Annotated in this window: 8 protein-coding genes and 2 pseudogenes; 7 read left to right on the plus strand and 3 right to left on the minus strand. The window is 62.5% G+C overall.

From position 1 onward, the window contains the following. Window positions 1-68 precede the first annotated feature (68 nt). Window positions 69-416, minus strand: coding sequence for an IS66 family insertion sequence element accessory protein TnpB (gene tnpB / locus ACLP25_RS18995; RefSeq protein WP_442470726.1), 348 nt, complete (start codon window positions 414-416; stop codon window positions 69-71). Further along, the gene (tnpA, locus tag ACLP25_RS19000; protein WP_442470727.1) at window positions 413-796 is read right to left on the minus strand and encodes an IS66-like element accessory protein TnpA; all 384 of its coding nucleotides are present in this window, start codon (window positions 794-796) and stop codon (window positions 413-415) included. Before tnpA ends, tnpB begins: the two co-directional genes overlap by 4 nt. A gap of 130 nt (window positions 797-926) precedes the next feature. On the opposite strand from tnpA, the pseudogene ACLP25_RS19005 reads away from it, so the two are divergent. The 5 genes and pseudogenes from ACLP25_RS19005 to ACLP25_RS19025 all read left to right on the plus strand — a co-directional run. Then, window positions 927-1,115: pseudogene (locus ACLP25_RS19005) on the plus strand (YqaJ viral recombinase family protein); the annotation flags it as partial. 122 nt (window positions 1,116-1,237) lie between these two features. Next, window positions 1,238-1,519 (plus strand): annotated as a pseudogene (locus tag ACLP25_RS19010) (transposase); the annotation flags it as partial. Window positions 1,520-1,593: 74 nt separating this feature from the next. Beyond that, window positions 1,594-2,769, plus strand: coding sequence for an FkbM family methyltransferase (locus tag ACLP25_RS19015; RefSeq protein ID WP_442470728.1), 1,176 nt, complete (start codon window positions 1,594-1,596; stop codon window positions 2,767-2,769). 47 nt (window positions 2,770-2,816) lie between these two features. Continuing rightward, window positions 2,817-4,067 (plus strand): glycosyltransferase, encoded by a 1,251-nt coding sequence (locus ACLP25_RS19020; RefSeq protein ID WP_442470729.1) that lies wholly within the window; start codon window positions 2,817-2,819, stop codon window positions 4,065-4,067. A 358-nt stretch (window positions 4,068-4,425) separates the two neighbouring features. Then, window positions 4,426-6,132, plus strand: coding sequence for a hypothetical protein (locus ACLP25_RS19025; protein WP_442470730.1), 1,707 nt, complete (start codon window positions 4,426-4,428; stop codon window positions 6,130-6,132). Between the two features lie 288 nt (window positions 6,133-6,420). Here the strand turns inward: ACLP25_RS19025 and ACLP25_RS19030 are convergent, their stop codons facing one another. Further along, window positions 6,421-6,579 carry a hypothetical protein gene (locus ACLP25_RS19030; RefSeq protein ID WP_442470731.1) on the minus strand — a complete coding sequence of 53 codons (159 nt, stop codon included), beginning with the start codon at window positions 6,577-6,579 and terminating at the stop codon, window positions 6,421-6,423. Between the two features lie 278 nt (window positions 6,580-6,857). Between ACLP25_RS19030 and ACLP25_RS19035 the strand changes: the two genes are divergently transcribed. After that, a complete protein-coding gene (locus ACLP25_RS19035) occupies window positions 6,858-7,322 on the plus strand; it encodes an NUDIX hydrolase (RefSeq protein WP_442470733.1) in 465 nt (154 codons plus the stop codon). 735 nt (window positions 7,323-8,057) lie between these two features. After that, window positions 8,058-8,420: hypothetical protein (locus tag ACLP25_RS19040; RefSeq protein ID WP_442470732.1), on the plus strand; the 363-nt coding region annotated here is incomplete at its 3' end.

Below are 8,420 nucleotides of genomic sequence, written 5' to 3' on the forward strand. Positions count from 1 at the left end.
CGATGAAGAGAGCAGATTCAGCAGCAAAAGTCGCCTGCGAAACGACCCCGTGAGTCAATCCGCCGCAGTCATCCGGCCGCTGTGGGACGCCAGGTTTTCTGCGGCATTCGCCAGTCGATGCCCGACAAGAGATAGGACAGTTGCGCAGTCGAAATCGTCACCACGCCGTCCGCGACAGAGGGCCACAGAAACCGCCCTCGCTCCAGCCGCTTCACGAACAAACACGCGCCGTCGCCGTCATGCCAGATCAGCTTGATCAGGTCTCCCCTGCGCCCCCGGAAGACCCACAAATCGCCGGCATGCGGATCGCGCTTGAACCCCTCCTGCACCATGACCGCCAGCGAGCCGAACCCCTTGCGCATGTCGGTATGCCCCGTCGCAAGCCACACCCGCGCCCCGCTCGGAAACGCGATCATCGCCACCGATCCCGCGCCGTCAGCGCGCCGATCACCTTCGCCAAAGTCGCTGAGTCCGGCGCGCCCTCGATCGTCATGCGAACCTGCTCGCCGAAAGCGATCGTGATGGAAGACGACCGCGCCGACATTGGCGGGGGCACATCCAGCGGCGCGGTCATGGGCGCCGTCTCGTTCACGCCGGCAGAAACCCTCACCGGCACAAACGCCGGCGCCTCTTCCTCGGCCGTAAACTGGCGCCGCCAGCGATACAGAAGGCTCGCGTCCACTCCCTCGCTGCGCGCTATCTCGGTCACCATGGCGCCGGGCTCGTTCATCGCCGCCACAAGCCGGGCCTTCTCCGTCGCGCTCCAGCGCCGGCGACGCTCAACTGAAGTGATCACCTCAACGCGATCCATGACCATGTGGCTAACCTCGTGCTAGCCATAGGTCCTACGCCAGTCTCATCAGCTCACAAGGCGGCGCCTGTCGGACGCGTACGATGGGACCGCTGTTGCGACCCCAGAGGTTGGGGCCGCCTTCCAGCACAATATGTGGGTGACCAACGCCCGGTCGGCGGGGCTCTCGATCATCACCGGCGGAGGCAAATGGGTCGAAATGACCATTCCAGCGGATTCGCTCTACCAGCACTTTCTGGTGACCGCGGAGCGACGCTTCTTGCGCTGCGTGCAAACCGGCGAGACCCCGCGGCCCTATGGCGTCGCTCGACACGATGGGAAGATTGTCGTAAGCGTGAAATGGCGCGGGCAGCGCTCGGCGTAGCTGCCCTCGTCGCACCGGGGCACTATTGCCCGCATTGGTCAGCGCTCTTAGCCGAATGAGAAATGGAAGTGGCGAAAGCGAACACGACTGGCGGAAGCTTCAGGTTAACGTCGCCGGAAAGGGCCCCGAATGACCTGATGGACGGGGAATGGGCGCTGGTGGAGCGGCTCATTCCGCCGGCCAAGCGTGGCGGCAACAAGCGGACGGCGAACGTGCGCGAGGTCGTCGACGGCCTGATGTGTGTCCCTGAGCACCGACGAGGCGAGCCGGACCGCCGCAATCATCGACAGCCTGAGCGTCAAGAGCGCGGAAAAAGGGGGTCCTGCATCGATCCCCCCGGCTACGCCTCTATCCCCTTCACGCTGCGAAAGCTATGCAATCCCGCATGATGTTTCGGGAGAGACTCTTACAAGCGGCCTTGCGAGGGCGGGCTACATTAGAACGCCGCGACACGCCGCTCGCCGAGGCCGAGGCCCAGCGCGACGCGGCGCGGGCGGCGCTCGCCGAGTACACCACCCGGACATTTTCCGCTACTCAACCTCCGATTGGTCGCGCCGCGCGCTGGCTGCTTGCCCCGTTCCGGCGGCCGGCGAGGCAATTTCGGGGCTTCATGGTCGGCGACATTCAAAAGAAGATCGACCACGCCCAGTCGACTCTTGAGACGCTCAGGTCGCTTGGCGAGATGCTCAGCGCGTTCCGAAGCGACGCGAATCGGCATACGGTCGATCTCGCTACCAGAATTGATGCTGTCGAAACAAGAGTGGAAGAGCTGTCACTCAGGGTTCGCACGCCGATCGAAGTCGATAACTCCACGGTCGCGGTGCGAACTGCCGACGGTTTCGTCCTCGTACCGCGCTCCGACACGACCCTGCTGCTCATGCTTTGCGATGCGGGGCCGCAAGGACTAGAGCCCGGAACGCGGAGGTTGCTCACCAGATTGTTAGTTTCGGGGATGATGTTCGTCGACGTCGGGGCGCATATTGGGTTGCTCACGCTTGCGGGAGCCCGCGCGGTGGGGCCGCAGGGTCGTGTAGTTGCGCTCGAACCTACGCCGATCACGTTCGACCTGCTGAATCGGGCGCTGGCGATCAACGGGCTCACCGATCGTGTCGAGGCGCAACGTTTGGCGTGCGGGGCGCGCGCGGAGCGTCGTGCGTTTCATGTGGGGACCATACTCGGGCACAGTTCGCTTCTTGGACCTGCGCCAGGGATCTCGGAACGGTCAGCGCGGCGGATCGAGGTCGATGTCGTTCGGCTCGACGATGTCGTGCCGACGGGCACGCGGGTTGATGTCGTCAAGATTGACGTCGAGGGAGCCGAACTCGATGTCCTCGCTGGGATGACGCGGATTCTGGGCGAGAACCCGGATCTCGCGATGATCGCCGAATTCGGCCCCTCGCATCTGCGGCGAGCGAGGATCACCCCCGATGCGTGGTTTGAGGCGTTCCTCATGCACGGCCTCGAGGCTTACGCGATCGACGAACTCTCCGGCAAATGCGATCTCGTTCGTCAACAGGACTTGACGGCCGTCGAGTCGGTCAACATCCTCTTCTGCCGCACGAATTCGCGAGCAGCGGCGCGCGCCAAGTCATGAGAATTGCCTGGGTCACCCCTTTCAGCAGCCGCTCCGCCATTGCCCGCGTGAGCGCGGCGGCGACCCAAATCCTGAGCGAACGCGGGCACGCGGTGACGATCGTGAGAAGCGAGCGCGACGCGAGCCAATGCGGCCCGACCCTCCCGACCCGATGCGCGGTGTCGTGGTGGCACGAACTTTCCGTGCAGGACCTCGATGCGCAGAGCGACGTCATCGTCCTCAATATCGGCGACCACTATTTCTTACATGCCGGAGTGCTCGCTTATATCGATGCCGCGCCATGCCTTGGGATATTCCATGATTTTTACTTGTACGATTTTTTCAACCAATGGGTCGCACTCAATGGGCTTGGCGAAGCTGTGCACGAGCGAGAGGTCCGGCTCACCTATGGCGAGTCCGCCCTCGCGGTCGCAGACCGAGCGTGGCGAAGCGAGGCCGCAGTACATGAGATCGCCGAGGTGCTGCCCATGATCGAATGGCTGGCAAGGCGGTGCGGCGCCGCCCTCGCACATTCTCGGTTCTACGTCGATCGCCTCGCCAAATCGTGCCCCGGCCCGGTATCCGTGGCTCCACTTTTTTTCGACGGAAGGCGGATCGCGTCGCCGACGCGCGGTGAAGGGGACGAGGTCGTCATCACAACAATAGGAATCCTGAATCCGAACAAATGTTGCGATGCGATCATCGCCGCCATCGCCGCATCACCCGCGCTCAAGGAGCAATGCCGTTACCGGCTCGTCGGCATGATCTCGCCAAATGAGAGGGCGCGCTTATCGGCCCTATGCGAGAAGGTCGGGCTTTCGCGAGTCGACTTTCTCGGCGAAGTCGACGATGAGACGCTCACCGCCGAAATCGAGCGCGCGGATATACTATCGTGCCTTCGCAAGCCGATTCTCGAGGGGGCCTCCGCCTCGGCGATCGAGGGCATGAAATCCGGGCGGCCAATCATCGTTGCCGATGCGGGATTCTATTCGGATCTTCCGGATGATCTCGTCTTCAAGGTACCGAAATCAGTCGAGGTTCAGGCGCTGGCCGAGGTGCTCGAGCGCCTCGTGTCGAGCAAGACGCTTTGTCGCGAAACCAGCGCGAAAGCGAAGGAATGGGCAACGAAAACTTTCAGCGCAGAGGCCTATGCCACGGCAGTCGAGGGCCTGATCGCGCAGTTCATCGAGGTGAAACCCCTGCTTGCTTTGGGCGAAAGGGTCGGGCGTGGTCTTGCGGCCATGGACGTTTCGGAAGATGATCCGGTAATCGGCCGTCTGGCGGAGACAATGCAGGATCTCTTCGGCACCGCTCGTTGATTGGTTCACGCCTGGCCCGCTTCGCGAAGCGTCATTGTCGGTCCAACCTCACGGTTTGTTCGTCGCCCGGCCGGGAGGGGACGAGGACTGCAATGGCGATCGCGAAAGTCGCCCCCGCTTAGGAGCCCAGGAACAGACTGGACGGCGCGTGAGCAGAGAGCGCGCCGAGTTCATCGTACCGATGCAAACCGAATGGCGGCCAAGATGCGAATGCGCGTCGGGCGTCTTGACTTCGGCGCGCAATCCGTCCCCGAAGTCGAACTCGTGATACCAGTGGATAGGATCGATGCTGTCCCAGCCCGGGCCAGTTCCATTTTGCTATTTGGCCTATTTCCCCCGCAAGCCCAGGACCTGATGCATGCAGTTTCGCCCCGCGGCCACTAAGTTTTCGACGCTCGGCCGGCTGCGGACGGCGGTTGTTCTCGACAGCGTTTTTATTCTGGCGGCTCTCGCCGCGCTCCTCCTCACCATCGCGGCGCTCGGGGCGCTCGGCTTCGGCGTCGGGTTCGACGTCTTTCCCATCGGCGAAGACAATAATTGGATCGACATGCTGCAACGCGGCCGCGGCGCCGAAGCCGCCCGGCTATTTTGGGCGATCGATCACCGCAATCCATTGTCTCCTTGGTGGTACATCGCCGCGCGCCCAATCATCCTTGGGTTTGACGCCGGCCTGCTGGCGCTGCGCTACGCCGTTGCCGCCCTGCTGGCGCTTGCCGCCTATAGCGTGACAGTGACTGTCGCGGGCCGCCGGGCGCGAGCCTTCGCGCTCGGGATTGCGATGGTGAGCGTGTTCTGGATGGCCAATCGTTACACCGAGCAAATCGTCTGGAATTTCCAGGGAGCTCTCATGGCTTCGCTGCTCAGCGTGGCCGCCTATGCGCGCTTCGTCGAGGAGGGCCGGCGGAGCTACCGGCTCTACGTCATTTCCATCGTCCTGTGGTTCGTCGCCTTCGCGACCTACACGATTCAATGTGGCGCCGTTCTTGCCATCGGCTACCTGGCGTTTCGGCGGGCGCCCGCGCCCGGTCTCGACGCGTTGCATTCCGTCCTCGAGCGCGCCCGCGCCGCCGTTCTCGATACCCTTCCCTATATTGTGTTGTTCGGATTGTTTTTCCTGCTCTGGCAGACGACGATGGGGCCGTTCGCGCCCGCCGTATCCTTCCATTTCAGCGGTGCGGCGCTGCTGCAGTCGCTGCGAGAGGGCGTCTGGACCAGCGATCTTCCGCAGTTCTACCAAAACGTCGTTACCTCGCCCCATCGCCTCGCATTCATTGTTGCCGCGGCCGTTTGCGGCGCTGTTGCCTTTCTCGCCCTGGAACGGCGCGAGCGCCGCGCGACCGCGGAGGCGCCGGGCGTCGGCCGGCGAGGGCTCGTGGACGTATTCGTCGTCGTGGCGTGCGTTGCGGCGCCGACGGTTGCGCTGGAGAGCGGTTCGGACACCTGGACGCCGGGAACGCGTTGGCCGATGATCTATCAGCTGACGATCCCAGTGCTGTTGCTCGCCGTGGCGGCCGCTCTGCTGAGGGCCGCAGCTCCGCCGTTGCGCGCACGCTTGTGGAGAGGGGCGGTCGCGCTTGCGATTGCGATCGGCGCGCTGTTCTCCCTCGGCCATAATCGCGTCCAGGTCGAAATAACCGCCAACGAGAAATTCATCCGCGACAACATGCGGCGTCTGGTCGCCGAGGATTTTGCCGTGGGGTTGAACCCGCCCACGCAAATCCTCTTGAAGTTGGACTCGCCGAACCGATTGCGCTGGCGGTCGAGCGACATCCTAAGTCCGACGATCGCACGCGTCTGGCTGCAAAGAGACGACGTCTCGTTTCGCCTGGTTCCCTGGTTGGGGCCTCCGAATAGCTATTGGGCGTCGTGGTGGCCGATTCGGTTCGGCCCCGACGCGGAGGGCGTTGGAAACGCTAAGGTCGGCGGCGGCGTCGTTCCCTACCGTGAGCTGCGGATTCTCTCCGTCAGCGGTAGAAGCGCACGGCGCCTGACGCTTGCCGACCGCGAAGACTTCGCCGGCTACGACGTGCAATGGAGCCGCGACGGACCGATCGCGCTGCCTTGATCCCCGGCGCGCCGGTCTGGCCGACCCTTCAAGCCGCCGCGACGGCCCGGGGGTCGGCGTTGCCCGGAACGCCGAGAGCGCTTAACCGCCCAGTAGGGGACGGGCAGCGGACCCAGCTCTCGCCCATAAGAGTTGCGGGATTGAGTGCGTCAAGTTCTGCAAAAAGGTTGTGGTTCAAAGAAAGGGTGAACCGCAACGGCGGCCGTCTGAAAAAGACGACCATCGTGGCGCTGGCGCCGCCGAAGGCTCGCGTGTCAGGTCTCGTTTCACCCGGACGTTCGGGCGCGGTCAGGAAAACGCCGCCTCGATCTTCGCCCGTCGGGTCGAACCGGATCGCGAGAGGGTCCACTTCGCCTCGGTCCGGTGCTGCTGGACGGCGAGCGCGGGCTTCTTCTCGGCCTTGTAGAGCAGGTCGCGGTCTAAATGGCGGCTCGGGTCCGGCCCCATACCCAAAGAGCTTTCAGCACTCTGACAAAGCCGAGCCGAGAACTCGCGTCAGCCGACGCCGCGGCGGGAGCGCAAAATGGGTCCCAAGCGGGTTAGACTCCGCAACCGATCCGTTGTAACCTGGAGCGACACGACAGCTGAGTCATAACTCAAGTGATTGTTTGAGTGTTGGCGCTGGGCCCCTTCGGGCGAAGGCGGCGGTCTGGCCGCGTCCCCACCGAAGTTAGTAAAGGAACTACATGTCAGGCCCTCGGCCTCTCGACGCCGCTTGGCGGTTGGTGTTTCGTCTTAGTTTCCCGCTCGCGCGCTTCTGGTGGCGGCTGCGGGGCTCGCGGGCTGAAGGCGCGCTGGTTGCAGTCTATGTCGGTCAGGCTATTCTGCTCTTGCGTTCCTCATATCAGGCCGAGTGGAATTTCCCGGGCGGCGGTGTCAAGCGCGGTGAGACGCCCGACGCAGCTGCGCGACGTGAGTTGGCCGAAGAGATCGGTCTTGTTGCACCGCGGCTGCTGCCCGCCGGTGAAGCCACAGGGATCTGGGACGGATGGAGATACCGGGTGCACTTCTTTGAACTACGGCTGGAGCGTCTGCCCCAGCTGCAGCTTGATAACCGCGAGATCATTGGCGCGCGGCTTGCTTCGCCGGAAGAACTGCGCGGCATGGAAGTGACTGGGCCGATCGCCGCCTATCTTGAGAGATGCGATCGAGCCACGGCAACCGGACAAAGGCTAGGGGTTCGAGCGTAACACTTGCCACCAACTGGGACTTTGATTGAAGGCCAGGAGTGGACCCGAAGCAAGAGTTAGCCCCGAGCGATGCCAACGCACAAACGCGTTATCAGCCGTTTTACACGGTCATTTAGCTTATCCCTGCGTCGCGGTGTCAGCAGCATCATAAACACTCACCAGATTCGTAGCGAAACCTCCTAACCGCGAATTGGACGGTCTTCGAGTTCGAAGCGGCCAGTCGAGTCAGCTGGGTTGCAGCGATTCCGAGCCTTTTCTATGAAACCTGACTATTTACCAACACTAACCTTGGAGCTAGCGCCGATGACTTACACGATTAAGCCCATTGCCTCCAACCTGCTGGCACAGTCACCGATCGATACAACCCACGGTTGGTGTTCTACGACCTCCCCTCGGCTGGTCCCGCCTCAGGCTGTGCGAAAAGCCGCGTCAGACTGATGGTGTCGGCACAATGGCCCTGAGCTAAAGGACAGGGCGGTCACGTCGTGGTCATATGTTAACATCTTTTGATGCGCCAAAAGAATATTGACATAGCCATGGCCATAATGTACGGTGTGAACTTTTCCGACCGTACCACTCGGAGCAAAGAGAGAACCGGGCAAAAATCAGGCCAGGACGAGGTGAGCCAAGGTCGAAATAATTTCGCTTTATGTTTTGGATGGAATTGCGGGGTTCAAGTGGCCCTCTTTCGGCCGGAACCTCCAAGTGCTATTGTCGCGGGTGAGGGGCTTAGTCATGACTCAGATAGTTGAAGACTTTTTACCTGCAACAAGAGGCTTAGGCGCGGAGGTGGCTAAGACGCCCCTCCTGGTTACTTCCCAGGTGCGACTACTCCGCGAAGCCATCGCGGCGGTGCTTGAGGGTCACCCCGGGCTTTCGGTCGTGGGCTCGTGCGAAAATGTTGGGCAGGCGCTGTCGGCCCTTCGCGATAAGGCGGGGGCGACAGTTCTCCTTGACGCGTCGTTTCCAAACAGAGATTACGCGATTCGGGAAATCCACGTGGCCAACCCAAGCGCCCCCATTTTGGTTTTCGCCATTCCTGAAACGGAGATAGACACTATAGACTGGGCGACGGCCGAGGCGGCCGGCTACATCCCG

This window comes from Roseiarcus sp. (genome assembly GCF_052145395.1).
In the GTDB taxonomy this organism is placed as follows: Bacteria; Pseudomonadota; Alphaproteobacteria; order Rhizobiales; family Beijerinckiaceae; genus Roseiarcus.